The organism is Microbacterium panaciterrae, from assembly GCF_039541635.1.
In the GTDB taxonomy this organism is placed as follows: Bacteria; Actinomycetota; Actinomycetes; order Actinomycetales; family Microbacteriaceae; genus Microbacterium; species Microbacterium panaciterrae.
The window spans coordinates 1-649 of record NZ_BAABGP010000030.1 but is presented as its reverse complement, the minus strand read 5'-3'; the positions used below and the strand labels follow the sequence as shown (position 1 = coordinate 649).

The 649-nt window shown below is 67.5% G+C and carries 1 protein-coding gene; it reads right to left on the bottom strand.

Translation table 11 applies throughout. From position 1 onward, the window contains the following. A partial coding sequence (locus ABD882_RS18590; protein WP_345188979.1) for an IS3 family transposase occupies positions 1-649 on the bottom strand: 649 nt, incomplete at both ends.

The following is a 649-nucleotide window of genomic DNA, read 5'->3' as shown; positions in this document are numbered from 1 at the left end:
AGAGCGTAGTCGAGCTCTTCGAACTCGATGGGTGTGAAGTGGCCGATCGAGGAGTGCAGGCGCTCGGTGTTGTACCAGTTCACCCAGGATGCGGTGGCCTGCTCGACCTGTCGCCAGCCGGTCCAGGTGGACCGTTCGTGCTCGATGACCTCGGTCTTGAACAGCCCGATCGTGGACTCCATGAGCGCGTTGTCGTAGGCGTCGCCGACAGTCCCGATCGACCCGGTCAGCCCGGCATCACGAAGCGCGTCGGTGAACGCGAGGGACGTGTACTGGGAGCCAGCGTCGGAGTGGTGCACGAGCCCGGTCGCGGTGAACTCCACGAGTCCGCGGCGGCGGACGCTGATCGCCTGCTCGAGCGCCGCGGACACCAGCGGGGTCGTCTTCGTCGTCATCACCCTCCAGCCGAGGATGCGGCGCGAGAACACGTCCGTGATGAACGACACGTAGCAGAACCCTGCCAGCGTCCACACGTAGGTGAAGTCCGCGACCCACCACTGATCCGGACGCGTCGGACGCCACCAGCCCCGGCGGGCGTGATCCGGGTGGCGGGCCGCTTTCTCGTCACGCACCGTGGTGACCGTGCGGTGCTTGCCGCGGCGGACACCGTCGATGCCGGTGAGCCGCATCAGCCGTTCGACCCGGTCGC